Raw genomic sequence first — 25,771 nt, forward strand, 5'->3', positions numbered from 1 at the left:
CCTATGTCTCACATCGCGCCACGCCCCGCGTCGCGGTGACTGTCTTAGGCATCTGCACCGTGTTCCAAGGCATCGGCGGCACTACAGGGAACTTCTTTGGCGGCGTGATCAAGACATCGACGGAGAGCTTCAGCGGCATCTATCTCGCCGTTGCAGTCACGGCCGCCGCCGCCGCGGCGATGACGATCTCGCTGCCGAAGGACCAGAATGTGCAGGCCGTGTAGCGTCTAGCCGAGCGAAACGAACGGTTGATGGGCCGGAGGTTCAAGGCTGCGGGCGGTCGATGCGACCGTGCCAACCTTAATCCTGATTTGCGAACTGGACGACCGGAGCCCGGGCGGAGGATGTCGGCAGGGGATCTAACCTTAGCGGCAAAAGTCCACGATGAAATCGGTTCGCCGAGTAGTCACGCGGCCAGACGAACTCAAGACCGGCGCGATCGGGTAGATAGTCTGGAACCAATGCGTACTAACTGTCGGCAACTCTTTCGGCACGAGTTGTCACCGACGTCTTCCAGTGGACAATCGCAATGCACGCCTTGAAGGGATATGAACCGGCGGCCGGTCCATTTGCGTGCAAACACTGACCTTAAAGCCCAGCGGATCACACGCTTGCCGCCTTTCCAACAGTCCAGCAAGACCCCAGCTGACGGATGTATTGCCCATAGGCTTGTCGACAATGCCTCGATTACCCTTTTCACCGACAGGCCATAGAGTACATACAACTGGGGTAGAGTGGCTTAAGATGCCAGGGCGTCTTAACTCACTGAGATTCTATGTCCGAAGTCGACTGGCTGAGCCATCTCCTGCAAATCGTCACCGTGACGGGCCAGCTCGAGGTCCGCTGTTCCTATGGCGCACCATGGCGAGTTGCCTGGCCGCGGGCAGCGGCGAACGAAATCCCTTACCACGTCATCGTCAAGGGCCGAGCCATCTTCGAGCACCTAGAGACGAAAACGACGAGAGAACTGGCGGCCGGAGATATCGTGTTGCTGCCTCACGGCGCGCCCCATGTGCTACATGATGGCAGCGGTCAAACACCCGTCCTGACCCGGCAAAGCCGTGGGGCGGCCGGATGGATGCTGAGCGAGAACGATAGCCCGGACGAGCAGCTCGATCTTTTATGCGGCCGGTTTTTCATAGCGCCGCCCCATGATCGGCTGATCCGCAACTACCTGCCGACAAATCTGGTGGCGCGGGCAATCGACCGCCCCGCAGAGAACGTAGTCAGCCCCGCGACCGATCAACTAGCCGGCCTGGTGGCGTTGATGCGCATGGAGGCCGCCGGCGACCGGGCGGGCGGGCGCGCCGTTCTCAACGCGCTGTCTTCGGCCCTTTTCACGCTGGTGCTGAGGGCGGCAAGCGAATCCGAAAAGGCCCCCGAAGGCCTGCTGGCTCTCGCCGGCCACCCAAGACTGGCGCCGGCAATCACTGCCATGCTCGCCGATCCGGCCAATCCCTGGAAACTGCCCGATCTGGCGGACCTGTGCGGCATGTCGCGCGCCACCTTCATGCGGCACTTCCAGGACAGGCTGGGCTGCTCCGCCCTCGATCTGTTGACCGACCTGCGCATGAGCCTGGCGGCGAACGAATTGAAAAAACCGTCGATCAGCACCGAGGCCGTCGCCGAAACGGTTGGTTATCAATCCGTTTCGGCGTTCCGCCGCGTGTTTGCCGAGAGAATGGGGATGACGCCGGGGGAATGGCGCCGGCTGGCGCAAACCGGGGAGATGCGCGCGAACTAGGACCGGCGCTTTCTAACTGATCCTTTTGAGCATTAAATTGAGGCAATCCAGTCTCGATATTATCACTGATGCCCGTAAATTGGTTTCCGTAATCACTTGATGAGGGAACCCCCCAATGAACGATATCAGCAACGCAGCCATCCAAACGGCGCCGACCAACGCCGTCATCGAAACCATCCTGAGCCGCAGTGCCGCCAAATATTACGACGCCACCGCGTCACTGAGCGACGATCAGATCCGCGATCTGGTGCGGATCGGCACGTCCGCGCCGACATCCTTCCATCTGCAGAACTGGCGGTTTATCGCCGTTCGTACGCCCAGGGCCAAAGCCCAACTGCGCCCGATCGCTTGGAACCAGCCGGCGATCACCGATGCCGCAGTGACCTTTATCATCATCGGCCAACTGGCCGATGCCAGCACTGTCCCCGAGCGCCTGGCGCCGGTGGTCGAAGCCGGCATCATGCCGGCGCGTCTGGTGCCGGAATGGGAAATCCCGGCGCGCGGTCTTTATGACGACCAACCGCAGCGGCAGCGCGACGAAGCGGTACGCTCGGCAACCTTCGGCACCTCGGCGATTATCTATGCCGCCCGCTCGCTTGGCTTGGGTTCGACGCCGATGATCGGCTTCGACGCAGAGGCCGTGCATAGCGAGTTCGGTCTCGCCGAAGACGAAATCCCGGTGATGCTCCTCACCGTTGGGCCGTTGCGCGCCGGTAACTGGCCGCAGAAGCCGCGCATGCCCGTGGCTGACGTCCTGGACTTTGCATAACCCTCATTTCAACCAGCAAGCTTAAGGAAACCTACCATGACCAGAACCACCGTTCTGACGCCGGACCATGTGCCCGCAGAATCCAAGCAGACCCTCGATGCGTTCACGAAGAACATCGGGTTCACCCCCAACATGATGGCGGCCTTCGCGCAGAGTCCGATCGCGTTCAACGCCTGGGCCGCTCTGCTCGGATCTCTGAGCAAGACGCTCGATGTGAGGACACGCGACAGCATCGGTCTCGCAGTCTCCGAGGTGAACGGGTGCAACTATTGCCTGACGGTTCACAGCTTTACCGCCGAACATATGGCCAAGCTGCCGGCCGATGACATCATCCTCGCCCGCAAGGGACATGCCAACGATCCGAAGCGGGATGCGGCGGTCCAGTTTGCGCGCAAGGTGAGCGAGACCCGCGGGCAGGTCAGCGACGCCGATCTGAAGACGGTCCGCGATGTCGGCTACACCGATGCAAACATCATCGAAATCGTCGCACTGGTGGCCATGTATTCACTGACGAACTTCTTAAACAACGTGTTCGATCCCGAGAAGGACTTCCCCGCCGTTCCCCCAGCGGGATCGATCTGATCCTTTCTCATTCGCAACCTTTTGAAGCTGTTGGGATCGACCAAATGAACATTCTCCATATTGATACCAGCCCGCGTCTGGAATCGCATAGTCGCGCGCTTTCGGCGGCGATCGTCGAAAAGCTTCTTGAGGTCGTGTCCGCCGCGAGCATCACACGGCGCGACATTGGGGCAGACCCCTTGCCCCAGACCACGCCGCTATACGCCGCTGCGTTGGCGTCGCCGGCGACCTCGGCCGCGCCGCCGTCGGGCTCTCTTGACCTTTCCGAAATCCTCATCGGGGAGGTCGAAGCAGCGGACATAATCGTTATCGGAACGCCGATGCACAACTTGACGGTCCCCTCGGTTCTCAAGGCCTGGATTGACCAGATTCTGCGCGTCGGTCGCACGATGAAATCGACGCCCGCCGGAAAGATGGGAATGCTTCGAGACCGTCCGGTTTTTATCGGCGTCGCTTCGGGCGGCTTTTTCACCGGAGAGAGAGCGAACCAACCTGATTTTCTCACACCCTATCTGTCGCTATCACTGAGTTCGATCGGCCTGAAAACGCATCAATTTTTTCCTCTGCAAGGCACAGCGTTCCTCGACTGGGACGACGCACCCGTGGCGAGGCAGAAGATCCTCGCCGCCCTCGACCTGACGGTTGTACCGGGACTTAGAGACATTGACGGCGTCCCCATGGTGCTGGCGGATGTCAGCGGACGATAGCCAAATGTCGTTCTGGGCTGGCACCCAAGCAGCCCCGACACCTCAACCCTTTCCGCCCCGCCGCAAACAATAGGAGGCCTTCAGATGACTCTAACAGCAAATACCCTGCCGCAAATCGGTGATAGGATCACCGAAAGGGCAGCGCCACCGGATGATACCGCCCTCCGCGAATGGATCGGACCTGAGGGGTTTGCCTATTGGTCCGAGCTGCGGACCTGGATCGATGAATTTTACCCGGGCGTTTTCGCACCGGAATGGCTTTACGGCGGCAAGAACCGAGGTTGGTCCCTGCGCTATAAGAAAACCAAGGCGTTCACCACCTTGGTCCCGGAGTTCAAGCGGCTTTCGGCCGTCGTGGTGATGGGCCGGGTGGAACGCGAGAAGTTCGAGGAACGGCGTTATGCCTGGCGTCCGCAGCTAGTCAAGCTCTACGATGAAGCCAAAACCTATATCGACGGGAAATGGCTGACGCTTCCGATTTTAAAGGCAAGCGATCTGCAAGATGTAAAAGACCTCTTGGCGATGAAGCGTCCTCCGCCATCGGGCAAGTGATGGCAAAACATCCCGGCTTCGCGCGTCGACATCGAATCCATCAACGCTGCCGACGAGCCGAAACTGCTTGGCGTGATAGCTCGAGATGAGCTCGCAGGCATCTAATTTTCCGTCACAACCAACAGAGATTAGAGGAAACAACTCCAATGAAAGCGATTGTAGTAACAGACCCGGAGGCAGGTCTCGCCGGAATGAAACTGGTGGATCGAGCCGAGCCGAAGGCCGCCATCAACGACGTCGTCGTCAAGGTTCATGCAGCGGGGTTCGTCAATACCGAACTCGAATGGCCTTCCACTTGGACCGATCGTACCTCACATGATCGGACGCCATCAATCCTCGGCCACGAGTTGGCTGGCGTGGTCACGGCGTTGGGTTACGGCACCACGGGGCTTTCAGTCGGCCAGCGGGTGTTCGGCCTGGCGGACTGGTATCGCGATGGCACGCTCGCCGAGTATGTCGCCCTGGAGGCTCGCAATCTGGCGCCGCTGCCAGGCGATGTCGATTTCACTGTTGGTGCAAGTCTGCCAATCTCCGGGCTGACGGCATGGCAGGGTCTGTTCCAGCATGGTCGGCTTCAGGCGGGGCAAACTGTGCTGGCGCACGGTGCGGCCGGCGCGGTCGGTTCGATCGTAACACAGCTTGCAAGGGAAGCCGGTGCCTATGTCATCGGTACCGGGCGCACAGCCGACCGGCAGAAGGTTCTCGACTATGGCGCAAATGAATTCCTTGATCTTGCCAACGACACGCTGGAAGACATCGGTGGCGTCGATTTGGTCTTCGACGTCATCGGCGGCGACATCCAGAAGCAGTCAGCGGCGCTCATCCGGGCAGGCGGAACGCTTGTGACGGCTGTCGGGCCGACGGAAGTCCGGCCTTCCCACGGCTTGACGGTCGACTTCGTAGTCGAGGCCGATCGCGACCAACTATCCGAGATCGTTCAGCGGGTCCGCGACGGAAGACTGCGGACAAATATCGGCAAGGTCACAACTCTCGCCGACGCTGTCACCACGTTCAACGCTACCGAGCGGCGCGCGGGAAAAACGGTCGTTCGCATTCTGACTTGATGGGGCGTAGCAGGAGGGGCGATCAATAACATTGAAAGCTCCTGCTGCTCTTGAAGGGATTGGAACCGACGACCCAGTTATTCCGAATTCTCTCTGAAACTGAATTGCTCGGCAGGCCAAATGGTTGGCCTGCTTGCGGTGGCTGATTTGGGCCGGAAGTTGACACTCCGCAGTCAGGTAAACTTGTGGGAAAGCGGACATTCACATGGGAAAGGCTGACGGTATCCTCCGCTCCGGGTCGCCGCTCGCGTGACCAGCTTCAAACCTGCGCGTGGTAACGGCCGGAGTAAACCGGCCATTGGGCAGCGTCATGCCTGCAGTACGGTTTGCCGGAGGGGTTTAGCCCGCCCACCGGGCGCAGCTTTGCGCGAGACTGTATTCTCCGAACCCGGCCGTGAAGGCAAGTGCCTATGCGGCACGGGCTGCTGCGGCTTGCGCTATCAATTCTTCGTCCTTGGCCACGCCCCGCTTGAAGGCATCCCGCTCTACCAGTTTGCCGATATAGTCCAGAAACGCCTTGCGCGGGGGCAGTGTCTGAAGGCCAAGACCCCAGCCGATATGCGAGCCGATATAGATGTCCGCAGCCGTGAACCGATCGCCCGCGATGAAGGGATGCGCCTGCACCGCTTTTTCCAACTGGTCCAAAGTGCGCGTGTAGCTGCCATAGCCGAAGAAGAACTCCTGCTCGGGAGCGGGCACAAATCCAGCCCGGTGGTTCGTGACGGCCTGTTCCACAGGCCCCGCGGCGAAGAACATCCAGCGATAATATTCGGCACGCTCGTTTGCGGTAGGCGAAAGCCCGGCCTCGGGGAACGTCTCGGCGAGGTACGTAATGATTGCGCCGCTCTCTGTCACGGCGCGGCCATTATGCACAAGCGCCGGCACCTTGCCCATGGGATTGATCGCGGTGAAGAAGCGAACCAGTTCCTCGTTGGGATTGCTCGATGCTGGCCGTTCGAGCGCCGCGCCGCCCCATTCGTCAATTGCGCTGGTCTTTTCGTAGTCGAGGACCACCGTCTCGTAGGGGTGGCCTACCTCCTCCAGGATCCAGCGCACGATGCGCCCGCGTGAGTTCGGGTTGGTGTAGAATGTGAGCGCCATGCTCGATCTCCTGATTGATGGTTGTCGTTATCTGGATCCGTTCGTCCTGCAGGGGATGTTGTGGGACTGTCGGCTCCAGAGATGGTTGCCGCCGGATCTGAGGCTCAGCGCCAGCGCCATCGGAGGAGAAGATAAGAACAGGACACCGCGCACGCATTAGCAAGCTACGCCACAAGACTTGCACAACGCGCCAAAAATACTACGGTATAGGCCAGGTCGTACGTTAACCGCCGCCTTCACCTGTACTCCGCGCGCCAGACCGAAAATATTAATCGAAAGCGTGACTGCCGATGTGCGGTCTGGGTGATGGCACACTCGCCTTCTGCAAAACAAAACGCGTCTGCGGGCTATTTCGACCGCCTGCAATCTCCAAATGGAGTAAATAGATAACTATGGCCAAAGTCCTTTCCGACCGATGCAAATTGCCGAGGCCATTCTGGCAGTCACTTGAACAACTGGGACTGCGGCCTTCGGCGGTGCTGCGACAGGCCAGGCTTCCTGCGACGCTGCATCTCGACAATTCCGCCGTCATCAGCACCACACAACTTTTCGCCATCTGGAACGCCATAGAGGCGCTGTCCGGTGACCCCGCCTTCAGCATAAGGATGGTGTGCGAGACCAGCACCGCCAATCACAAGCTCGCAATTCTGGTGGCGTCCTACGCTGCCGACTTTCGAGACGGTATGGCGCGGCTGGACCGCTTCAATCGTCTTTGCAGCCCTGACCGTCTTTGTTGCGAAGAGCGCGACGGCAAGGTGTCGGTGACCATCGAGTGGCCTACCGTCACCGAACCTGAGCCTCCCCTGTCAGTGGACGCAAGCTTTGCCCTTTTGCTGGAACTCGGGCGACGCGGTACTGGCCGTCACCTGCGGCCAATCTCGCTGGAGCTGCGGCGACCAAATCCGGGAACGGACAGGCACGCAATTTTCTTCGATTGCCCGATCCATTTCGGGGCAGAGCGTGATCGCATGGTGCTGAATGCACCGGACCTCGACCTGCCATTCCCCGGACACAACCCCGAACTGATCCAGATGCTCACCCCCGCGCTGGCAGAGGCCGTGCGCGAGATCGAGGTGCAGGCCACGATCGGTGAGCAGGTAAAGGGCACCTTGAAGCGCACAATGGCCAGTGGTCGCCATGATCTCGCTGCCGTGGCGCGCGATCTGGGCCTGAGCGAACGCACCTTGCAGCGGCGGATTGCGGCGGAAGGCCAGACTTTCCGTGCTCTCCTGACCGAAGCCAGACAGGAACTCGGCCGCCAGCTTCTCTCCGATCTCACGATTGACGTGGAAGAGGTAGCCTACCTGCTGGGATACCAGGACGCCAACTCGTTCTATCGAGCTTTCCGCGAGTGGGAAAACATGACGCCCGGCCACTGGCGTCGGATCAAGTCTGTGTCGGCAATGACTGCCCTTAGGCGGCGGTGAAGCGGAGATCAACGGCCGGGTTGAGGGCGGGTTCCCGCCAGACATTCACCCTTAATCGAAATGTACCGAATGCTAACCTTGATCAGGTGAGCTCGTTGGCTGAGCACACCCAGGTAGAGTGTCTTCTCACCGGATTGACGGCCGTGATAAAAAGGGCCCATGGGCATCAAGAACTATCTAATCGAAGGCGGCTCGGGCACTGGAAAGACGTCTGTCGCTGCCGAACTGGAGCGGCGGGGCTACCATGTCGTCCATGGTGACCGCGTTTTGGCCTATGTCGGCGACCCCGAGACAGGCCAGGCGCTCGCAGGACCACCCGAAGGCGCAGACCGCATCGCTTGGGGATATGCGCACTGGATCTGGCCTGTCGACAAGGTCCGAGCTATTGCTGCCGACACCACCCATCCTGCCACGTTCTTTTGTGGCGGTTCGCGCAATTTCCACAAATTCCTGGACCTGTTCGATAAGGTTTTCGTGCTCGACATCGACGTTGAGACGTTGAACCGACGACTAGATGGGCGGCCGAATGAGCCGGGCTTCGAGCCGGCCGAGCGGGCCCTGGTACTTCGCTACCATCGTACCCGGGAGTATCTTCTTGCCGGCATAAATATCGACACGGCGAATACCGTCCCAAGTGTCGTCGACGATATCCTCGCTAAACTCACCTGAAGCCCGGCAGGCTTGTGATCGGGAGGGAAGCAACTGATTATTGCGAGAAAGACGTTAGCTGCCGTACGGCTCACTGGCGGCGTTGTCGGTTTCATAGCCGGCAGCTTTAAGAATGACAAACCGGGCATCCTAACGGCCGTCTTGAGGGCGCATAGCCGCTCGATCGCGATCTTTGGAATTGAGAAAGTTTCGTTGACACGTGCAGCCCCACTGCGCGCGGGGCCGCACGCGCTCAGATTTCAGTGTGCTCAGCTAGTTCCAGTGTATCCTCAATGTCCACGCCAAGGTACTTGACCGTATTTTCGATCTTGGTGTGCCCCAACAGGATTTGGATCGAGCGAAGATTGCCTGTCGCCTTGTAGATCATTGCGGCCTTCGTGCGCCGAAGCGAGTGCGTGCCGTAGTCTTCGCGTCGTAGACCAATTGCGGTCAACCATTCATCGACCAATTGGGCATACTGACGAGTACTCAGATGATCGGTGTGGTCGACTCGACTGGGAAAGGCGTAATCGTCAACTGTTCCACCTCGCCGTTCAAGCCATGCAAGCAAACTTGCCCTCACCTCCGCCGTGATTTCGAACTGAACCGGACGGCCGGACTTTTGCTGGACGACCAGGGCTCGAGTTCGAATTTCCGTTCCTGTCACGAGACTCCCGACTTTCATTTTCACGAGATCGCAACCACGCAGCTTGCTGTCGATTGCGAGATCAAACAACGCACGATCTCTCATGCGTCCCTCCCTATCAAGGAAGAAGCGGATCGCCCAAATCTGGCTGGAGGGGTTCAGGACCGAGGCCCCACAGTTGGTCCAAAGGGGCATAGCAGCTTGAGTATGCGGCGTCAGCTTTGCGCCCGCATAGTGGTCATCGAGCCACCGGCCGCCGTTGCTGCAAAACGGACGTGACGCAGTGACAACGCGGGTCGCAGTTGCGCCAAGCCGCCATTCTGCCCCATGCGGGTGATTAGATCACGAATTCCTCCTCGTACGTCTGTGGCTCGGGAACGACCGTAACCTCCACCGGAACGATCCAATTGGCCGCGTAGCTCTCGCAGTCGGAACGCTGGAGGTCGGGCTGCACGCACCCCGCCCCATCGATCGCGCGACATCGCAGTTTATATCGCCCCACTTCTTCAGGGGTCCACATGTACTCCCACAAGCGCCATGCAAAGGGACGTTCTGTTTCGAGGAGCCTTCCCTCGCGCCAGCCCCTGCCATCTCCGGTGCAGACCTGCACCTGCCGGATAACAGCCTCTCCGCTCCAGGCGGCTCCGAAAATCCGGTACGGTTGGCCGGCGATGAGACGCGCCCCCTGCACGGGACGCGCGATTTGCGCTTTGACCTCCATCTCCGCGAGGGGGACCAGCCTGGGTTCCCCGAGGCTGCGCTCCCAACGGAAATAGTCGCGCGCCTGCCAGTAGCCAAGGAACGGTTGCTCCACAACCGTGATATGCGTGATCCACTTGACCCAAGCCATGCCGAACCAGCCACCCACGACCGCGCGTAGCGGGTAGCCGTGATCGCGCGTCAACGGCTCCTCGTTCATCGAATAGGCAAGGATCGTGCTGTGAGCGATGGCCTTCTCTAGCGGTAAACTGCGCGCAAAAGCGATGGGGCCGGGAGAAGCCGTTTTCCTGTTCGTGTCGACGACGCCGCTGTCTGCGCCTACGAGCAGAACCTCACGTGCGGTTCGCTTAACGCCCGCCATTTCTAAAATCTCGCGCAGAAAAACACCTGTCCACGCGGCATTGCCGACGGCTCCGTTCTGCCACTGCAACCCGTCCTTCGGCGGCACATAGTAGACGCGCCCGTTCCCTGCGCACTCTACGACGGCAGTGAAAGTCGTGCTCCGCATCGCCTTGATGCTGTCGAGGTCAAGTTCGATCGGCCGCTCCACCGCCCCGCCAACCCGCAATCTCCAGTCTCGCGCATCGAGGTCCGGCGACGGGAAATGGTTTCGCACGAAGAACAGCTCGGTTGGGATCAGCCAATCGGAGAGCGACGCAAACGGAAACTCGATGTTCTGTGGGGATTTCTGTCGAACTATTAGACTGGGTTGCTCTGGTGTCGGCATAGTCTTCATCTCCCCTTCCAAGAGCACAACGTTGGCACTCGGTCGCGCGAATTCCGGTTCGATCACACCGCCCCTCGCAGTGCGTCTGTCGCGTACCGCCTTCGGCCGCATTCTAGCACATGCCGCACGTTCCTCGGATCGACCTCGAACGGCAGCAAAGGGCCCGAATGTTGCTATAGGCCACGTCTCTTTCGCGCCCGCTTGTCGTTCAGGCACTACCGCTGGAGAAGATCAGCAACATATTGTTGGTAGGCATCTCCATCGTCTCGCGGAGTTTAAGTCCAGCGGCCTCACCCACTTGTTCAAGATCAGCGATATCACGCACACCCCAGGATGGGTTGCGCTCCTTTAGAGCCGCGTCGAAAGCAGCATTCGAGGGGGAGTTGTGTGCCCCGTCGCGCATGAATGGGCCGTAGAGAAGAAGAAGCCCACCAGCGTGAAGCAAACGGCCAGCTCCTGCGAACAATCCTAAGCTTGCCCCCCATGGCGCGATATGGATCATATTGATCGACACGATGGCGTCAAAATGCCCCGTTTGTTCGACGCCCCATTGTCCTGAGCTCACATCAATATCCCGCGGTGCCAGCACGTTCTTCAGCCCTGCGAATTTGATCCAGCTAGACGTGCTGGTGCGGGCGTCGGCATCCGGATCGCTCGGCTGCCAGGTGAGGTTGGGCATTGCTCCCGCAAAACACACGGCGTGCTCGCCGGTCCCGCATCCAATCTCCAGCACGGCGCCACGTGTTGGAAGGACACGTTTTAGGACCGCGAGGATCGGCGCCGAATTTCGCGCAACGGAAGGTGAGAACATGCGCTGGTCGGCGCTTATGTCGCGCTGTTCCAGCGCAACAGGCGAACGGTCCTTCTTCTCTGGGGGCATTGGCCTTGAATCCCCTTTGGGCGATGTCTCCCACCTTATAGCTGAAATGATGGGACTGAAACCAAGGATTTCGGACTTACGAAGGGGGTCGTCGGCGCGTGCGTTCGGCCGAGGGCGACCGAACGTCCACTTCGCGTCAGATCACGCGACCGCCAGGCTCAAGGTCTGCTTTCGAAAATCGGAGCCCGGAAGCCGACCGACGGCTTTCGGCCCCTCGTCGGTCGTCTGACGCCTGCGCAGCGACGTCCGCTTTATGGCGCGTTGTGGACGAGGCCGTGCCCAGACGACGCCCGCTTCAGGCAAGCGCGACGACGTCCTTTATGACCGACAGAAGGGCGCGAAGTATCAGGGCGCGTTTTGGCCGCTGGACGGCTAACTCGAAGTCAGACAGCGGAAATAATTGCCGCTCACCAGTCCTGTTGACTGATGCCCAAAGCCAGGGCACAAAGGTGGCATCCACGGTCGCTCGCGACGGGAAAATATGATGAATTCAAAGGCGATTTCACTAAGTCATTGAAATCATGCGAGAATCAAGGCTCCCCAGCCAATCGATTCTGCTGATCAAGCACTTATTGAATCCAGGCGGCGAAGATTTTCCGGGTAGATTGCCCTGTTCGAGTCACGCTTGAAATTGACAGAAACGTGCTGTCGGTCCCGCGACATTTTCCATGTCGCGAACAACATCAACGCCGAAATAGAGAAATGCTGGCCGTCACCGACCTAATATCAGGCCGCCGGATCAGACCTATTTTCGAACTCCAGAAACCAAGCGTAGGTCGCTCGGATGCCGTCCTCAAGCGAGATGCGCGGCTTCCAGCCCATGTCCTGCAGCTTCTGATTGCTCATCAACTTTCGCGGCGTGCCATCGGGCTTGGAAAGATCATGAATAATCTCTCCCTCATAACCGACAACGCGGCAGACCAACCGCGTCAACTCGATAATTTCGAGATCTGTGCCCGAGCCGACATTGACGTGTTGCGAGCCCGAATATGTTTTCAGAAGAAATACCAGCGCGTCGGCGCAGTCGTCGACGTGCAGAAACTCGCGGCGCGGGGTGCCCGTTCCCCAGACCACCATATGCGGGTCTTTGCGAAGTTTCGCAGCGTGCGCCTTGCGGATGAGTGCCGGCAGCACATGGCTGGAATTCAGGTCGAAATTATCGCCCGGGCCGTATAAATTGGTCGGCATGGCCGAGATATAGTCGCGGCCGTATTGCTTACGATAGGCTTCCGCAAGCTTGATACCGGCGATCTTGGCGATCGCGTACCATTCGTTGGTCGGCTCCAACGCACCGGTCAACAGAGCCTCTTCGGGAATCGGCTGTGGAGCGAGCTTGGGATAAATGCAGCTTGAACCGAGGAAGAGCAGCCGGTCCACTTCGCCCCGATGGGCAGCTTCGAAGATGTTCGCTTCAATAATCAGATTGTCATAAATAAAGTCAGCGGGATAGCTGTCATTGGCAAGGATACCGCCAACCTTGGCAGCGGCGAGAATGATCGCGTCTGGTCGGTTTGCTTCAACAAATTTCTTGACCTCGTCCTGCCGCGTCAAATCGACCTCACGGCGCGTAGCCGTGATGACGTTGCAATCTTCGGATTGAAGCCTGCGCACAAGCGCACTGCCGACCATACCGCGATGACCGGCAACCCAGATCTTCTTGTCGGACAATTCGTACACTCAGATCTCTTTCCGGCTGCTCAGAGCCTTCCCGTGCTTGACATCCTCGCGCACCATTTCCGCGGCGAGTTCGCGAACAGGGGTCTTGTGCTGCCAGCCCAGCTTCTGACGGGCCTTGGTCGGATCACCCAGCAGAAGGTCGACTTCCGTCGGGCGGAAATACCGAGGATCGACTTCCACGAGGCACGCGCCGGACGCGGCGTCATAACCCTTTTCGTCTACGCCGGAGCCCTTCCATTCCAAAGCAATGCCGACGTCGGCAAAGGCCCACTCGACAAACTGGCGGACACTCGTCGTCTCGCCGGTCGCCAAGACGTAGTCATCCGGCTTGTCCTGCTGCAGCATGCGCCACATGCCCTCGACATATTCACGGGCATGGCCCCAGTCGCGCTTGGCGTCCAGATTGCCGAGGAAAAGCTTCTCCTGCTGACCCAGATGGATGGCAGCCACCGCCATCGTGATCTTGCGGGTGACGAAGGTTTCGCCGCGAAGCGGGCTTTCGTGATTGAAAAGAATGCCGTTGGACGCGTGCATGCCATAGGCCTCGCGATAATTCACGACGATCCAGTAGGCGTAGAGCTTGGCTGCGGCATAGGGAGAGCGCGGGTAAAACGGCGTCTTCTCGCTCTGCGGCACTTCCTGCACAAGACCGTAGAGTTCCGATGTCGATGCCTGGTAGAATCGGGTCTTTTCCTCGAGCCCCAGGATACGGATCGCTTCGAGCAGTCTCAACGTCCCGATACCATCGGCATCCGCCGTATATTCAGGTGTTTCGAAGCTGACACCCACATGGCTTTGCGCGGCGAGATTGTAAATTTCATCCGGCTGCGTCTGCTGCACGATCCGAAGGAGATTGGTCGAGTCGATCATATCTCCATAATGCAGAATGAAGCGCGGATGCGCTTCATGCGGATCCTGATAGATATGCTCAATACGGCCGGTGTTAAAAGACGAGGATCGCCGCTTGATACCATGCACCGTATAGCCTTTGCTCAGAAGCAATTCAGCCAGATAGGCACCATCCTGACCAGTCACCCCAGTGATAAGCGCGGTTTTTGTCATTTTTTACGTCGTCTTTCGATGCAATCTTCGGGATGTGTTTATGGAAACGGCCGAACCAGCGCAACCCCCATGTAACCGAGCTAAGCAAGCGAAATGGGCATTGCGGATCTCTGCGGTTGACGTGGGGCTGGCACAATGAGACTAGAGTTTTCCAAATTATCAGAACTCCAAGGGGGAAAATATGATCCTGGTGACGGGGGGAGCCGGTTTCATCGGTGCGAATTTCGTACTCGATTGGCTTGCGCTTCATGATGAACCGATCGTCAACCTCGATGTGCTGACGTATGCCGGCAACCTGGAGAATCTCGCCTCCATCTGGCACGACCCGCGCCATCTGTTCGTCAAAGGCAGCATCGCAGACTATGATCTGATTGAAGAATTGCTCGGCTCCCATCGTCCTCGCGCAATCCTGAATTTCGCTGCCGAAAGTCACGTCGATCGATCGATCCACGGGCCTGAAGAATTTATCCAGACGAATATCGTCGGCACTTTTCGCCTGTTGGAGGCTATCCGCGGATTTCTTGCCTCACAGGATGAAGCCTTCCGAAACGGCTTCCGTTTTCTTCACGTGTCGACGGACGAAGTCTACGGTTCGCTTGCCCCGGCGGAGGCGGCCTTCAACGAACATCGCAAATACGAACCCAACAGCCCTTATTCCGCAAGCAAGGCAGCGAGTGACCATCTGGTTCGCGCCTATCATCACACCTATGGCCTGCCTGCTCTGACGACGAACTGCTCGAACAACTATGGTCCCCATCATTTTCCCGAGAAGCTTATTCCCCTGGTCATTCACAATGCCCTCTCGGGGAAACAGATTCCAATCTACGGCGACGGGATGCAGGTCCGCGACTGGCTCTTCGTCAAAGACCATTGCAGCGCAATCCGGCGCGTTCTCGAGAATGGTAAGGTTGGAGAGACCTATAATGTCGGCGGCAGAAACGAGCTGACCAATCTATCGGTGGTCAATACGCTCTGCGAGATCCTCGACGAATTGAGGCCCCTGCCACACGGGGCAAGCTATAAAGCGCAGATCTCGTTCGTACGGGATCGGCCTGGTCACGACCGCCGTTACGCCATCGATGCGGCCAAGATCGAGCGGGAACTGAACTGGCGTCCGAGCGAGACCTTCGAGACAGGCATTCGCAAGACCGTCGAATGGTATCTCGCCAACGAAGCCTGGGTGAAAAACGTCACAAGCGGTAGCTACCGCCAATGGATCGACCGCCAGTACCAATAATCTGTTGGAGGAGGCAAGGCTCCTCCCGCAAGCGTGACCTCAATACCTGATGAAATGGTGCAGGAAGCGTTTGACCGGCAGGGGCACATGACGTTGCACCCATCTGCGCGCCATAACCATGAAAAAGGGTCGAAGGCCGCCGGAAAAGCCTGGGGAAATCGTCCTGATCACGGTCAGGGCTTGCATCAGTGCGCGCTCGTAAGCCTTGTAGACAGCCACCGGCTCCTTGCAAACGGAGGTGTAGAAATTAGACAGTCGATCGAACATGCCGTTGGTCAGCAGCTGGAACTGGTGGAAGTGATAAAAGATCAGAGGTGAACCATCGACCTCAATCCTGCCGGATGCATCCTGCGTAAAAAGCAGCTTTTCGTAATTCCAGGGCGCTACCCCAGCTCCCGGATGCTCGATGATATGGCAATTCGGGTAGAGATCCGGCCATTCGTCCAGGTATTTCTGGTCGCCCATTTTGCCGTCTTCCAGGCGATAGTAGCACCATTCGATGCACTGCTCGCGCCAGCGCGTAAGGCAGCGCATTCCCTCTTCATCGCGTCGGAAGCTCACCCATTCCACACAGAAACGGCCGTTCACCTCCCTGTCCTGCAGCCGCGGGGCAAAACGATGCTCAATAATTGCGATGGAGTTATCGCCGATTTCGTCGAGGATTGGTTGGATCGACGAATAGAACAGCAGGTCAGAGTCGAGATAGGTGATGAAATCGATCTCCGGGTGGTGGTGCAGCACGAAGGTCGGGAGGCAGGGAGACAAGGTCCAGCAATATTCGGCGACACCCCGCGATTTCTTAGCCTCCAGGAGTTCCGGTGTCTCCAGATCGGCAAGTGCGATGCAGGTGATGTAGGATCTCTTGGGGGCAGTCAGTATCTCCTGCGTCTGCTGATCCATGCAGAGGACGAAAACATGCGCGTCTGGGCACCACTGGACGAGGCTCTCTATCATCGCCATCCCCTTGATGAGATAGCCGCTGTCGAAAAGGGTACAGAAGTAGTTCGTCATGACTGGGATTGTTTCCTGCACAAATAGGTGCGGATTGCATTGCCTTTGCTACTGTAACTTGGGTCGGCGCTCTCATTCAGCGTGAAGGTCGCCTGGACCTCCAGGCCATGAACCCGAAAAGTATCCAATAGCTGCGGCTCGGAAAAATGGATCTCTATGGTCTCGACGCCATAGGCCTGCTTGCGGAAATACTTGGTCGGTTCGCCATAGACAACCGGAGTACGGTGAAAGATCACGTATTCCCTGGCGACACGGGCGCTCTCGGCGATCGCCGCTTCATAGTCGGGAATATGCAGCAGGCAGCATCCTGAGACCACGACATCGAAAGCATCATTCTGATAGCTGAGCCGCGTCGCATCCTCCACATCGAACGGCAGTCCCGGATAGATGCTGCGCGCCATATCGATGAACGCATCGGAGTAGTCGCAGCCGCGATATCGCAACGGTAAGCCATTCACTTCAAGCACTTCGGAGTAATATCCGCTGGAGCAACCGATTTCGAGCAATGAACCATTCGTCGGGAGATCGACGATCCTGCGCAAGGCGGCGGTAAAAACATCGAATACATCTACGGAGGCGCCGCTGCGGTATTCCTTCAGCTGGCGCTCGACGAGGGCTCTCTGACGTGCGGGTAGATCGCTCGCTTTCCAAGATGCGGCAAGGCGCGAACTTTCGCTGCCCCGACGAGCCGCATCTATTTCGACATAGCGGGACGAGACCGATGTCGCCGGCAGCAGCTGTTCCCGCAATCGCTTCAACCGGCTCTTCAAGACCGGGAAGCGATTGAGACTCTCGCGCAAAAACGACATCAGCCCTGTTTCTCCAGATATCGCTCGAGGATCGGCATCAATTCTTCCATTCTCGACTTGTAGGTGTGGTCCTTCAGCGTCCTTGCCTGCCCGGCCTTTGCGATGGCATCGGCCTCGTCGGGATGATCTATATAGTAGCGAACGAGTTCTGCCGCTTCCTCAGGACTGGAATAGGCAACCACCTCCTTGCCGATGTCAAAAATCTCACCGAGGTTGTCTTTCCTGTCGGTTATAAGCAGTGATCCGACACCGGTCGCCTCATAGAGGCGCATATTATTGGCATTGTTTTCGGCAACATTGATATGCCTGTTGACGGTGATCCGGCTGCGAGCCAGAGCGCGGTACATGTCCGGACCCCATACTTCGCCGTTGTGGCGTTTGCGGATAGGCGAAGAGCGCGGCAGCGTCCTGGAACCATAACCGAAAAACTGTATCGGGGTGGTATTTGCAAGATGTTCGAGCAGCGGGATCGCCTTGCCATGGTGACGACTTATGCCGCCAACGAAACTCACCGGCACATCGCATGGCACGTCGCCAATGATATCGAGAACCCGTGTGTCGAAGCCGATCCGGAAGTATTCGGATTTTATGCCCATCTCGTGAAAACGGGGCACGAAATGGGGAAAGGACGTCAGAATGAGATCATAGGGACGCAAAAAACCGTCCGGCGGCAACGGACAAGCGATCTGGCCCACGATTAATGGCACAGTTTTTTTCAACTCTGTCAGGGCATGAGGCGGAAAGAAGCTGAGATCCTGGCAATAGAGCACATCCGGCTTGAAGGCTTTAACGCGCGCCATTGCAACCTCTAGCAAGCCCGGCAGCGCTGCCAGGCGCGCACCGATATACGGCAACCTGAAAAACCGGTGCGGCAGTTTCATAGCCCATGGACTGAAAGGTTCGTTGTTCTCTTGCGCCCAGGCCGATTGAAGCGGAACACAATTGCCGATGATATCGACGACGTCGCAACCCAATTCCTTCAGGTGGCGCGAATAGAAATCGGAGGTTCCGAAGCCGGCAGCCAACAGCGCGTCTGTCTGCTCGCTTGAACTGGATTTCGAGAGCCGTCGCCGCGCAGCATAAAAACGACTTAGAAAGCGCGCGTAATAGGTGTCAAATATCGCTATCTTCATGTCTATCGTCTGTTAGAAGGTGGGGAAGTTCCTGGGCTTGTTCATAGGCGCTACCAACGACTTTTGCCGGATTTCCGGCAATTATTGCGCCCGCAGGGAATTTTCCTCGCACGATTGAACCTGCCGCGACAACACTGTCACGTCCTATCTCCGTGCCACGCAAGACTACCGCGTTAGTGCCAATGAAAACATTGTCCCCGATATGTACTGGTGCTGTCTTTGTGTCGGCTTCTACGTCCGAATGGCGACGCCCTTCAGGGCGTACCGGATGAAAATCGGTGTCGAATATCGCGACGTTGGCACCCATGAGGACCTCTGAGCCAATCGAAATCTGGACGGCCGAGACGATGGTTGCGCCACTAATGCCGCTATCAGCGCCGATAGTGATGCTCGATCCCGCGCGAATGGTAGCTATCTTTACCGGATGGTTCAGGGCAAGCGCAGTAAACCGCGAATCGGAACACAGCACGACACGATCGCCAAGGCAAATCTCGCTCTCGGGATGCCTTTGCAACAGAGGGGTACCATAGAAAACAACGTCGCGACCGACGCTCACTCCATCACGCTTCAGTTTGCTCAGTTGCCGTGCTTTGAGAAAAGACTCCAAAGAATGGTTTAGTTTTGCATTCAGCATTCCCCAAATCCCGCGACTGCCCATGAAATACGCCATACGGATCAGCGCGGTAACGCGTTGCACCGGCGACCCGACAAGCGAGTAAAAAATTAGACGCTGAAACACGTTGTGAGACGAACGCTTGCCAAACAATCGCTTTCGCCATGAAAATCTGGACGCGTCATTTCCATATACCGGGGGCGAGTAGATAATTGCCTTGCTGCTGACGACTAAGGGCACTCCTTCACGCGCGAAGCGCATGGCGATTTCGTAATCAGCCATGTAGTGCGGCAGAAGGTGCGGCCGCATACCGCCATATTTCCGAAACAGATGCGCTGGATAGAGCGTTCCTCGGCCACTCAATGCATCGACACGATACTGGTTGGCGGGCGACCGTTTTTCCTTTTCGCTCAGTTCCGAGAGCAGATCCCAAATGGCAAGCCTATTGAGGTTGACTTTGGGCCCAATGCTGACGAGAGGTGGATCGCGACCCTCTTCATGGATGACGCTTCCGACCGCGGCTCCGCCGTTCTCTTTGGACGCTTGGACCAGGGTCTCAACAAAATTGTCGTCGAACCAGGTATCATTGTTGAGGAATAGGACATAGTCGTCCGGCTGGCAGGCGGGAAGGACGTGTTTCAGCCCTTCCTCGATGGCCCCACCCCACCAGAGATTGCCGTCCCCCTGGATTTCAATCACATCACTCTGCGATTGCAAGTATCCTGCGGTTCCATCGGTCGAACCATCGTTGACGATGACAATCGTCAAGGCGTCAAAGATGGTCTGCTGTCTCAGAGCTTCCAACACCTTGCGGGTGTGTTCCAGACGATTGAAGACAGGGATAATGACGTTCACGCGCATTCGCTAGATTTCCAGCTTCTCGAGAAACCAGCCAACATACGCCCATTCGTGCTGCTGAGGCGCTGGTGTAACGCCAATGCCCCAACGCTTCAATTCTTGCAAGGGCGGCGGCGTCACTAAGCCAAATGTTCCAGTTGGCTGGAAGCGATCCACAACCTCATAATCATGCTTGGCAAAACTGGCCTGCATTTCATGCGCGTTCAAGAACCATACCGGGTAGCTCGCGCTGTAGATCCACGCCGGGACATGCTGCACAAAGGGTGCGGATGCGCCATCGAACTGCGCTGCAGTCCTGTCGATAAGTATGAACTTGACGCCTCTCGACAGAAGATCCTCGAGATATTCATGAGGATGTTCAAGATATTGAAGAACACCGGAGAGCAGAACAACGTTCGGCCTCACACGATCGATCGCCTCATCCAGGCTGTCGGAAAAGCTTAATCCTCCGTCTTCAAATTCGGCTCGGCCCGCGCTAACAAAATGAGGCTGCTCGACAACGCACCAATTCAGTTCCACAAGATGCGCCAAGGCCAAACGGTGTTGGAAATAAGAACTTCCCAGCGCGCCCCCAAAATCGACCACCCTCAAACGAAGATCGGATCGGGACGCGACATAGAGAAGCCAGGCGAGCAGAGGGTGCGAGTAGCTTCTTTCTGTGAAAGCGACGGTGTCTCGCTCGTAGGAGGCACGTCCCTGAACAACTGCGCGTGTCGCGTCAAGAGCCTTGGCAAGAATAGCCGGCGCATCATATCCCTCTGAAGCAGCCATGGCCGAGCGCCATTCATCGTAAGGCCCATCGAAAAAGACGTTATGACGCCGAAACTCGCTCCAGATGTCCTGTTGACGGGCCCGCGGCGAATCCCGCGTCACCTCAAGCAAACAGTGAAGGCCTGGTAGCGAAAAACTAATCTGCCTCATTTCTCGAACCAGGCTTCGAACGGCCGTCGCTCAAATTCGTCCAGTGCTCCGCCGGCTGTGGAATTGAAGATGCGGATATCATTCGCTCTCGCGATATTTGCGATGGCTCGATATTGTCGCCACAGCCGCGCCAGCTGCTGAAATTCGTCGTGGCGGTTCCTTGTCAGGATGCCGTCCGCATTTACGGTGAAGTCTTTTCCCTTTTGCACCTTGAGGTCGAACGCGTATCCGTAGCTCGATGTCAGGAAACGATCGTGGTCGACGCCGAGCAGGATAATCTCTTTGAAACCAAGATACATCGCTATCGTCAAAGCCATCACCGGCACCGAATCGACACGCGGCACCGGCTGAGAGATATCGACGATTTCCTCTGATGTTCTTTCGTCGAAGCTTTCGCCCAGCACGAGATACCGAACCGTTCGCCCTGAAAACAGATTGTGTTTTCGAACCAGCTCCGCTTCAGTGGAACTGAGAAACAGTTCCGCGGCGCCCAAGTGCGAATGCATCTCTTTAAACCAGTCGATCACATCCTCCGATGTCATCGATACGTAGGTAATTTGCGGAACACAATGATAACGAGACTGGAACTTGTCGAAATCGGAGTGCAGGTAGCCATTGGAAACAGTTATAACGGTTTCGCCCTGAAGTCGCGACAGATCCAAGCCCTTGACGCTTGGGCCATTGCCTAAAATAAAACAGCGCTGCCCCGCGTGCAGACCAGCAAGTTGTCTATTTTCTGCCAGCGAACTCGCGACATCAGCAGAGAATTTGTGACGATTTTTTAGCCTGCGCTTCAGCTCATGCACACCATAGGGGAGCAGCATGGAGCCAAAGGTCAAAATCTTTCTCAAAGCTGCAGCCACTTTACCACCTCAAAAACCTCCGCGTATTTTACACCGATGCGCTGGCCGGCGTTCTCGGCTTCATTGCGAAAGAAGCTCACCCATTTCCGCCCCGTGCGCTCCATCTCGGATTCATGGGCAAGGATCGCCTTTTCCTTCTGGTCCCAATGGGAGGTGATGTCGACGTAGAAATTCCCCCTGAAATCCACCGTCGAATGGTACCAGTTGCTGCGGTACATCAGGAGGCGCGGCACATGGCGGCAGCTGTGCAGTGACGCCCGCGACAAGGCCAGATGGTCATGGTGGATGTCTCCGACCCAGTGGGTGTAAACCATATCGATCTTCAGATCCTGCACGAGCTTGAGGATCTCGATATTCAGCGGATCGACGAATTCGATCTGGAGCGTTTTGAACTCGCCGCAAAACATTTTCTGGACGCCGAGAATGTCCATCGCAGCATCCGCTTCCGCTCTGGCAACCTGGCTGCTGCGCACCGACTGATCATACTGGTTTGAAAAGCCGGATACGGTCGCGACATAGACATACACCGTGTCGCCGTTTGCAGCATGGCGTGCCAGCGCACCGCCACAGCCCAATTCCACGTCGTCAAAATGGGCACCGATCGCGAGAATATTCATTTGCAACTCCAGAGCAGGTCACGCGTGCCTGCAATACCACAATTCAGCAGTGTGTCGAGAATGCTGAGATAGGGGATGAATGCGCCAAATGGCTGTGGATAAACCGGATGGACGAAATGCTGCCATTCGATTTCGATACCGGCTGCCTCAAACACTTCCGGCCGCATATAGTCGCGCGCGCCGAGACCCGAGAGATAACGTGTTGCTCCCACTTTGCGCAGCAGTTCGACAAGCAATTCGTTCCTATGCCCTTCCGGACTTAAAGTACTCGATCGCACGGTCGGCATGGTGATTTCAAGCATATCCAGAATGCCGTCCAGGAAATGCATATTGAAATCGGCTAAGAGGTCGAACCGCTTGCCGTAGAGGGCTTCGATGCGGGGAAAGACTTCGTCCCAACCGGCGGACTTGCGATAGTTTTCGCGAAGCAGGGAAAGGTTTTGGTCTATCCAGCCGGTGGCGGGCGCCAATTCCACCGCATTGATCGGTGTACCGAAGTTTGGCTTTCTAATTCCGACGGTGAGCCAGCGGTCGCCTTGTGCCGTCTTTATCTTGTCACGATGCGTCCAGCTTTTACTCGTGCCATGGACGAACTGAACGTGATCCAGAACGATGTAGAGGTTGGCGTTCAGAAAACGCTGAAAAAAGCCGAGATATGAAGCGAAATCCGGCTGGTGAATAACCGCTGTGATGGTCATGCAGCCAGTCTTTCCAACAAATCGGCAACGCGGCCGACCCCGCCAAGATCCACCTTGGTCATGGCAGTCTCGCTCATGGTCCTGATGGGGATCGGCTTTTCCAGGATGCCGAGATCGAATGCCGAGTGATGCCCGGCAAAGAACGCCCCTCCTAACCCCTCGAGCGCACGCCCGACCGGGATTTCAAAAGGTTCGTTGGCGATCACCACGCACGGCAAACCGGCCGCACAGGCTTCGAATGGAGTAACACCGCCGCCGGTAATCGCCAGATCGTGCCTATGCATCTCTGCCGCAAGCGACGGGACCTGGTTGAGCAGTTTGAACCGATCCGGTGCCGCGGTCGCGACGACCTCTTCAAGCTCCGCCATGTGTTGGAAGCTCGGCCCCGTGACGATGGTGACAGGAAAAGGCTTGCTGCTCAGCCATTTGGCCACGCGGACGGTCACGCCGTAAGTATCGGCGCCGCCGAGCGTGACAAGGATCGATCCAAGGCTTTGCCGAAGTCTGCGAAACGCCGCGATTTCAGGATTGAGTATCATGTACTCCACCCCCAACCGAACATCCTTGCCCTTGAGACCCACAGTCTTTTCGAACAGGAGCGCGCAGATATTGATGTCGGCAAGTCCCGCGCCATCGCCACGATCATCAAAGGTAACGAGCTTGGCGCCCAAACCCTTGATCGCCTCGCTGTGGGATCGCTGCGTGTTCAGGCGGTCATTAATCCAGACTGAAGATGATGCATCGGGTTCGATAAAGCCATCCTCCCATCCGGTCACGGAGGCGAGATCATAAAGCGCTACGTCAAAGCCGCGCTCCCGGATGACCCTCAACGAATTTGGATGATCGTTCGCTAGAAATAGGACCGAATGACCGCGCGAACGCAGTTCGGTGGCGAGTGTCAACGATCGAAACAGATGCCCCATGCCGCGTGCATGCGAACTCTCTATGCAGAAGACGAACATAGCCTGATTGCTTCCTCTGTCCCAAGCCAGTTCCCGCCCGCCTGCGCTGCGAGCGCACAAGCATGTCTCCAGTCTTCCTCGGTATCCACCGTCAGGCGCAGGTTCGGAGAGATTTTGGTTGGGGGAACATCGAGCTGACCGATCTTGAAGAGCTCGGGCCGATCGGTGAAGTATTCATTCACGTGTTCGCGATGGTGCGGCAGTTCCCCCTCGCGATGACTGCGCGATAAGGCTTCGAATGTAAATATCTCGGCGCCGACGCCGATCGGCAGCTGACCGAACGCGTGCGTGTAGTCGAATCCCTGCTCTTGGTGCAGGTCGATCAGCCTCTCCAGCTCCTCGATATCGGTGAACGGATTGTCCGCGGTCAATCGCACGATATCCGACATCCCAAGTGATCTCGCACATTCGAAATAACGATCGAGAACATCGGCTTCGTCGCCGCGAAAGCAGCCTACGCCGTGTTGGAGGCACCAAGTTTCGATAATGTCGTTCTCGCCGGCCGATGATGTCGCGACGACGATCTTGGCCGGCCGCTTCAACATCTGAAGCCTGCCAAGGACATGTGCGAGAAGGGGCTTGCCGGAAATGTCGCGAAGTACTTTTCCCGGTAGCCGCGTCGATCCCATCCGCGCCTGGATGATGATTCCAAGCCTCACGCCAGATCGCTCCACTGGAGGACGACGTCGCCTTCGAGGTCCCTTATCAGTTGTCGCCCGGCGAGAGTTTCCAGATGCTTAGGCTCGATTCCCGTCCCCGGCCGCTTAACCGAAATGTCGCCGGCGGAAATGACGTCACCGGCTTTGAGGGGTCTATTGAGAACGACGCTCTTGCGATTGTTCAATCTGGTCGTCGCCTCACTTGCAGCCGGCTCTTTGCGACCGCTGCCTTTCATGACCTCGAACGCGCGTATTGCGTCTACAAGCCATTTCATTTCCGCTGGATCAGCCGAAAGCATATGGTCTGGACCATCGGCGGCCTTGTCGTAGGTGAAATGCCGCTCGATGACCCGGGCGCCCATCGCGACCGCGCAAAGGCTCGCGACAGGGTTCAATGTATGGTCGGAATAGCCAACATCGAGATCCGGAAACGCCTCCATCATCGTTTGCATCGCACCCAGGTTCACATTTTCCGGATGCGTCGGATAGCTTGTGATGGCGTGCAGCAGGATGAGCTTATCGTTGCCCGCGTCCTTGATTGCGGCGACGGATTCCCGAACCTCTTCGAGCGTCGACATCCCGGTCGACAAGATTATCGGCTTGCCCGTTCTTGCCAGATACCGAAGAAAGGGAATGTTGACCGCGTCGTCAGAACCAACCTTGTGGGCGCCAACGCCACATCTCTCCAGCAGGTCGACATCCGTCTCATGCGAGGGAGACGAAAACCAGTCCAGGGCTTGCTCCTCGGCATAGCGGAAAACCGCTTCATGAAGCTCGTGACCGATTTCATATTTACGGAAAAGCTCGAATTGCGAGGTAACGCCAGTGTTCTCCATATCGAACATGGCATTGCGACTCGACAATGTTTCGGCCCGATACGTCTGGAGCTTGACGGCATCCACCCCCGACGCCTTTGCTTCGTCAATCAGGCGCTTTGCCTGATCGAACGTCGTAAAGTTGCCGCCGATCTCGGCTATGATATAGCAGCGATCAGGCCGGTAGTTGCGGAACATTCGTCACTCCCTGTAATTCACGACCCGCAAAGTTGCCTTGCGCCCTGATGGCATGCCATAGCCCAATCTTG

Annotated in this window: 26 protein-coding genes and 1 pseudogene; 10 read left to right on the plus strand and 17 right to left on the minus strand. The window is 57.4% G+C overall.

The genetic code is table 11. The features are described 5' to 3' along the window. From HJB82_RS13580 to HJB82_RS13610, 7 genes and pseudogenes are all read left to right on the plus strand, one after another. A pseudogene (locus HJB82_RS13580) lies at window positions 1–224 on the plus strand (MFS transporter); the annotation flags it as partial. A 551-nt stretch (window positions 225–775) separates the two neighbouring features. Beyond that, window positions 776–1,744, plus strand: coding sequence for an AraC family transcriptional regulator (locus HJB82_RS13585; protein WP_221116029.1), 969 nt, complete (start codon window positions 776–778; stop codon window positions 1,742–1,744). Window positions 1,745–1,859: 115 nt separating this feature from the next. Further along, the gene (locus HJB82_RS13590; protein ID WP_207583048.1) at window positions 1,860–2,513 is read left to right on the plus strand and encodes a nitroreductase family protein; all 654 of its coding nucleotides are present in this window, start codon (window positions 1,860–1,862) and stop codon (window positions 2,511–2,513) included. Between the two features lie 36 nt (window positions 2,514–2,549). Further along, entirely contained in the window at window positions 2,550–3,095 is a 546-nt protein-coding gene (locus tag HJB82_RS13595; protein WP_221140220.1) for a carboxymuconolactone decarboxylase family protein, read from the plus strand. Between the two features lie 44 nt (window positions 3,096–3,139). Continuing rightward, window positions 3,140–3,802 (plus strand): FMN-dependent NADH-azoreductase, encoded by a 663-nt coding sequence (locus HJB82_RS13600; protein ID WP_221140221.1) that lies wholly within the window; start codon window positions 3,140–3,142, stop codon window positions 3,800–3,802. An 84-nt stretch (window positions 3,803–3,886) separates the two neighbouring features. Beyond that, window positions 3,887–4,354, plus strand: a complete 468-nt coding sequence (locus HJB82_RS13605; RefSeq protein WP_221140222.1) for a DUF3788 domain-containing protein — start codon at window positions 3,887–3,889, stop codon at window positions 4,352–4,354. A 146-nt stretch (window positions 4,355–4,500) separates the two neighbouring features. Beyond that, on the plus strand, window positions 4,501–5,418 hold the full coding sequence (locus HJB82_RS13610) for an NADP-dependent oxidoreductase (RefSeq protein ID WP_207583044.1): 918 nt from the start codon (window positions 4,501–4,503) through the stop codon (window positions 5,416–5,418). Window positions 5,419–5,826: 408 nt separating this feature from the next. On the opposite strand, the gene HJB82_RS13615 is transcribed toward HJB82_RS13610, so the two are convergent. Continuing rightward, window positions 5,827–6,519: a glutathione S-transferase family protein gene (locus HJB82_RS13615; RefSeq protein WP_221140223.1), complete on the minus strand. Its 693-nt coding sequence runs from the start codon at window positions 6,517–6,519 to the stop codon at window positions 5,827–5,829. 392 nt (window positions 6,520–6,911) lie between these two features. Between HJB82_RS13615 and HJB82_RS13620 the strand changes: the two genes are divergently transcribed. Further along, window positions 6,912–7,946: an AraC family transcriptional regulator gene (locus HJB82_RS13620; protein ID WP_221140224.1), complete on the plus strand. Its 1,035-nt coding sequence runs from the start codon at window positions 6,912–6,914 to the stop codon at window positions 7,944–7,946. 159 nt (window positions 7,947–8,105) lie between these two features. After that, window positions 8,106–8,615, plus strand: a complete 510-nt coding sequence (locus HJB82_RS13625) for an AAA family ATPase (RefSeq protein ID WP_221116035.1) — start codon at window positions 8,106–8,108, stop codon at window positions 8,613–8,615. 232 nt (window positions 8,616–8,847) lie between these two features. Here the strand turns inward: HJB82_RS13625 and HJB82_RS13630 are convergent, their stop codons facing one another. The 5 genes from HJB82_RS13630 to gmd all read right to left on the minus strand — a co-directional run bounded on the left by HJB82_RS13630 (window position 8,848) and on the right by gmd (window position 14,306). After that, on the minus strand, window positions 8,848–9,435 hold the full coding sequence (locus HJB82_RS13630) for a tyrosine-type recombinase/integrase (RefSeq protein WP_221116036.1): 588 nt from the start codon (window positions 9,433–9,435) through the stop codon (window positions 8,848–8,850). A gap of 142 nt (window positions 9,436–9,577) precedes the next feature. Continuing rightward, on the minus strand, window positions 9,578–10,696 hold the full coding sequence (locus tag HJB82_RS13635) for a sulfite oxidase (protein WP_221140226.1): 1,119 nt from the start codon (window positions 10,694–10,696) through the stop codon (window positions 9,578–9,580). Window positions 10,697–10,895: 199 nt separating this feature from the next. Next, a complete protein-coding gene (locus tag HJB82_RS13640) occupies window positions 10,896–11,567 on the minus strand; it encodes a DUF938 domain-containing protein (RefSeq protein WP_221140228.1) in 672 nt (223 codons plus the stop codon). 726 nt (window positions 11,568–12,293) lie between these two features. Beyond that, complete coding sequence (locus HJB82_RS13645; RefSeq protein WP_311044388.1) at window positions 12,294–13,244, minus strand: GDP-L-fucose synthase; 951 nt, start codon at window positions 13,242–13,244, stop codon at window positions 12,294–12,296. Next, on the minus strand, window positions 13,245–14,306 hold the full coding sequence (gene gmd, locus HJB82_RS13650) for a GDP-mannose 4,6-dehydratase (protein WP_221140231.1): 1,062 nt from the start codon (window positions 14,304–14,306) through the stop codon (window positions 13,245–13,247). A 181-nt stretch (window positions 14,307–14,487) separates the two neighbouring features. On the opposite strand from gmd, the gene rfbB reads away from it, so the two are divergent. Further along, window positions 14,488–15,543, plus strand: coding sequence for a dTDP-glucose 4,6-dehydratase (rfbB, locus tag HJB82_RS13655; protein ID WP_221140233.1), 1,056 nt, complete (start codon window positions 14,488–14,490; stop codon window positions 15,541–15,543). 39 nt (window positions 15,544–15,582) lie between these two features. Here rfbB and HJB82_RS13660 read toward each other — a convergent pair whose 3' ends face one another. The 11 genes from HJB82_RS13660 to HJB82_RS13710 are packed head-to-tail and all read right to left on the minus strand — an operon-like array spanning window position 15,583 to window position 25,700. Next, window positions 15,583–16,554 carry a hypothetical protein gene (locus HJB82_RS13660; RefSeq protein ID WP_221140235.1) on the minus strand — a complete coding sequence of 324 codons (972 nt, stop codon included), beginning with the start codon at window positions 16,552–16,554 and terminating at the stop codon, window positions 15,583–15,585. Next, on the minus strand, window positions 16,551–17,363 hold the full coding sequence (locus HJB82_RS13665; protein ID WP_221116042.1) for a class I SAM-dependent methyltransferase: 813 nt from the start codon (window positions 17,361–17,363) through the stop codon (window positions 16,551–16,553). Before HJB82_RS13665 ends, HJB82_RS13660 begins: the two co-directional genes overlap by 4 nt. Then, entirely contained in the window at window positions 17,363–18,496 is a 1,134-nt protein-coding gene (locus HJB82_RS13670) for a glycosyltransferase (protein ID WP_221116043.1), read from the minus strand. Before HJB82_RS13670 ends, HJB82_RS13665 begins: the two co-directional genes overlap by 1 nt. Then, window positions 18,477–19,970 carry a glycosyltransferase gene (locus HJB82_RS13675; RefSeq protein WP_221140236.1) on the minus strand — a complete coding sequence of 498 codons (1,494 nt, stop codon included), beginning with the start codon at window positions 19,968–19,970 and terminating at the stop codon, window positions 18,477–18,479. Before HJB82_RS13675 ends, HJB82_RS13670 begins: the two co-directional genes overlap by 20 nt. Window positions 19,971–19,973: 3 nt before the next feature. After that, window positions 19,974–20,888, minus strand: coding sequence for a TIGR04325 family methyltransferase (locus HJB82_RS13680; RefSeq protein WP_221116045.1), 915 nt, complete (start codon window positions 20,886–20,888; stop codon window positions 19,974–19,976). Further along, window positions 20,885–21,751, minus strand: a complete 867-nt coding sequence (locus HJB82_RS13685) for a hypothetical protein (protein WP_221140238.1) — start codon at window positions 21,749–21,751, stop codon at window positions 20,885–20,887. The genes HJB82_RS13680 and HJB82_RS13685 overlap by 4 nt, the downstream gene beginning before the upstream one ends. Further along, a complete protein-coding gene (locus HJB82_RS13690) occupies window positions 21,736–22,368 on the minus strand; it encodes a PIG-L deacetylase family protein (RefSeq protein ID WP_130709564.1) in 633 nt (210 codons plus the stop codon). The genes HJB82_RS13685 and HJB82_RS13690 overlap by 16 nt, the downstream gene beginning before the upstream one ends. Continuing rightward, a complete protein-coding gene (locus tag HJB82_RS13695) occupies window positions 22,365–23,066 on the minus strand; it encodes a WbqC family protein (RefSeq protein ID WP_221116047.1) in 702 nt (233 codons plus the stop codon). Before HJB82_RS13695 ends, HJB82_RS13690 begins: the two co-directional genes overlap by 4 nt. Continuing rightward, window positions 23,063–24,028: a PseG/SpsG family protein gene (locus HJB82_RS13700; protein ID WP_221140240.1), complete on the minus strand. Its 966-nt coding sequence runs from the start codon at window positions 24,026–24,028 to the stop codon at window positions 23,063–23,065. Before HJB82_RS13700 ends, HJB82_RS13695 begins: the two co-directional genes overlap by 4 nt. Then, window positions 24,010–24,702, minus strand: coding sequence for a cytidylyltransferase domain-containing protein (locus HJB82_RS13705; RefSeq protein ID WP_405048933.1), 693 nt, complete (start codon window positions 24,700–24,702; stop codon window positions 24,010–24,012). Before HJB82_RS13705 ends, HJB82_RS13700 begins: the two co-directional genes overlap by 19 nt. After that, window positions 24,684–25,700 carry an N-acetylneuraminate synthase family protein gene (locus tag HJB82_RS13710; RefSeq protein WP_221116050.1) on the minus strand — a complete coding sequence of 339 codons (1,017 nt, stop codon included), beginning with the start codon at window positions 25,698–25,700 and terminating at the stop codon, window positions 24,684–24,686. The genes HJB82_RS13705 and HJB82_RS13710 overlap by 19 nt, the downstream gene beginning before the upstream one ends. Between the last annotated feature and the right edge of the window lie 71 nt (window positions 25,701–25,771).

Source organism: Rhizobium sp. NZLR10 (genome assembly GCF_019685125.1).
In the GTDB taxonomy this organism is placed as follows: Bacteria; Pseudomonadota; Alphaproteobacteria; order Rhizobiales; family Rhizobiaceae; genus Rhizobium.

Excerpts from the sequence above, each read along its gene's own strand:
- HJB82_RS13585 (WP_221116029.1), top strand. The coding sequence starts at position 776 with ATGTCCGAAGTCGACTGGCTGAGCCATCTCCTGCAAATCGTCACCGTG.
- HJB82_RS13590 (WP_207583048.1), top strand. The coding sequence starts at position 1,860 with ATGAACGATATCAGCAACGCAGCCATCCAAACGGCGCCGACCAACGCC.
- HJB82_RS13595 (WP_221140220.1), top strand. The coding sequence starts at position 2,550 with ATGACCAGAACCACCGTTCTGACGCCGGACCATGTGCCCGCAGAATCC.
- HJB82_RS13600 (WP_221140221.1), top strand. The coding sequence starts at position 3,140 with ATGAACATTCTCCATATTGATACCAGCCCGCGTCTGGAATCGCATAGT.
- HJB82_RS13605 (WP_221140222.1), top strand. The coding sequence starts at position 3,887 with ATGACTCTAACAGCAAATACCCTGCCGCAAATCGGTGATAGGATCACC.
- HJB82_RS13610 (WP_207583044.1), top strand. The coding sequence starts at position 4,501 with ATGAAAGCGATTGTAGTAACAGACCCGGAGGCAGGTCTCGCCGGAATG.
- HJB82_RS13615 (WP_221140223.1), bottom strand. The coding sequence starts at position 6,519 with ATGGCGCTCACATTCTACACCAACCCGAACTCACGCGGGCGCATCGTG.
- HJB82_RS13620 (WP_221140224.1), top strand. The coding sequence starts at position 6,912 with ATGGCCAAAGTCCTTTCCGACCGATGCAAATTGCCGAGGCCATTCTGG.
- HJB82_RS13625 (WP_221116035.1), top strand. The coding sequence starts at position 8,106 with ATGGGCATCAAGAACTATCTAATCGAAGGCGGCTCGGGCACTGGAAAG.
- HJB82_RS13630 (WP_221116036.1), bottom strand. The coding sequence starts at position 9,435 with ATGCCCCTTTGGACCAACTGTGGGGCCTCGGTCCTGAACCCCTCCAGC.
- HJB82_RS13635 (WP_221140226.1), bottom strand. The coding sequence starts at position 10,696 with ATGAAGACTATGCCGACACCAGAGCAACCCAGTCTAATAGTTCGACAG.
- HJB82_RS13640 (WP_221140228.1), bottom strand. The coding sequence starts at position 11,567 with ATGCCCCCAGAGAAGAAGGACCGTTCGCCTGTTGCGCTGGAACAGCGC.
- gmd (WP_221140231.1), bottom strand. The coding sequence starts at position 14,306 with ATGACAAAAACCGCGCTTATCACTGGGGTGACTGGTCAGGATGGTGCC.
- rfbB (WP_221140233.1), top strand. The coding sequence starts at position 14,488 with ATGATCCTGGTGACGGGGGGAGCCGGTTTCATCGGTGCGAATTTCGTA.
- HJB82_RS13660 (WP_221140235.1), bottom strand. The coding sequence starts at position 16,554 with ATGACGAACTACTTCTGTACCCTTTTCGACAGCGGCTATCTCATCAAG.
- HJB82_RS13665 (WP_221116042.1), bottom strand. The coding sequence starts at position 17,363 with ATGTCGTTTTTGCGCGAGAGTCTCAATCGCTTCCCGGTCTTGAAGAGC.
- HJB82_RS13670 (WP_221116043.1), bottom strand. The coding sequence starts at position 18,496 with ATGAAGATAGCGATATTTGACACCTATTACGCGCGCTTTCTAAGTCGT.
- HJB82_RS13675 (WP_221140236.1), bottom strand. The coding sequence starts at position 19,970 with ATGCGCGTGAACGTCATTATCCCTGTCTTCAATCGTCTGGAACACACC.
- HJB82_RS13680 (WP_221116045.1), bottom strand. The coding sequence starts at position 20,888 with ATGAGGCAGATTAGTTTTTCGCTACCAGGCCTTCACTGTTTGCTTGAG.
- HJB82_RS13690 (WP_130709564.1), bottom strand. The coding sequence starts at position 22,368 with ATGAATATTCTCGCGATCGGTGCCCATTTTGACGACGTGGAATTGGGC.
- HJB82_RS13695 (WP_221116047.1), bottom strand. The coding sequence starts at position 23,066 with ATGACCATCACAGCGGTTATTCACCAGCCGGATTTCGCTTCATATCTC.
- HJB82_RS13700 (WP_221140240.1), bottom strand. The coding sequence starts at position 24,028 with ATGTTCGTCTTCTGCATAGAGAGTTCGCATGCACGCGGCATGGGGCAT.
- HJB82_RS13710 (WP_221116050.1), bottom strand. The coding sequence starts at position 25,700 with ATGTTCCGCAACTACCGGCCTGATCGCTGCTATATCATAGCCGAGATC.